2 protein-coding genes are annotated in these 677 nt (G+C 44.2%); both read right to left on the bottom strand.

Annotated elements, in window-relative coordinates:
• Positions 1 to 20: 20 nt before the first annotated feature.
• The gene (locus ACYQ3Q_RS28380) at positions 21 to 206 is read right to left on the bottom strand and encodes a hypothetical protein (protein ID WP_459931735.1); all 186 of its coding nucleotides are present in this window, start codon (positions 204 to 206) and stop codon (positions 21 to 23) included.
• Positions 207 to 382: 176 nt separating this feature from the next.
• The gene (locus ACYQ3Q_RS28375; protein ID WP_459931734.1) at positions 383 to 634 is read right to left on the bottom strand and encodes a hypothetical protein; all 252 of its coding nucleotides are present in this window, start codon (positions 632 to 634) and stop codon (positions 383 to 385) included.
• Between the last annotated feature and the right edge of the window lie 43 nt (positions 635 to 677).

Raw genomic sequence — 677 nt, 5'->3', positions numbered from 1 at the left:
GTCGTAGGAACAATAATGCCCTATTTTCTTTTGCTTGGCGGAGAAATTAAATCAAAGAAGATCCTCGTTCCTTCGGCGTCGTATTTTACAACCATCGTGGTGACAGCAAGGTTAATCAACGCATTTTGCGTCATTCCAAAGGTCGAAGCCATTTTATCAAGGCCTTCTTTGATGTTCTTGGGTAGTTCAATAGACTGCCTAGGCATTTCTTTCCTCCTCATTCTGGTGCAAAGAGCGATACTTTAAACACCATAGCAACACCCATATGAACCAGTTCTGTGGTAATGCTCTATGCGAAGGGTCGATTTTAGGAGCCCTTTGTTGCAGGGAGACTACTCCGAGCACTTGGTCATATGTCCCCATTTTGCCCGTTCTCATAGGCTCATCCTTTTGCAGCCTTTAACCTAAAGGCCAGAATATCCGCCCGCGCTTCGGCTAACTTTTCCACAAAGACCCTCTTGAACCAAGCTGTTCTATTTCTTGTGGGTGGGTACTGGTAATATTTATCGCTTACCTTGCAGATGGCTTCCATCATCTCACTTTGATCGTATCCGAAATCGTCGGCCAATTGTAGTGCTTGAGGAAGAAGATCATAAAACCCTGTTTTTAAAAAGTATTCCTCTAATCCCTTCATGACAATTCCCCCTCAATCACCCGTTTGACCATGCGATCATCAA

It is taken from the genome of Desulfosporosinus burensis, assembly GCF_054657535.1.
Note: the sequence above shows the minus strand (reverse complement) of the source record. Positions and strands in the feature narration are given on the sequence as shown.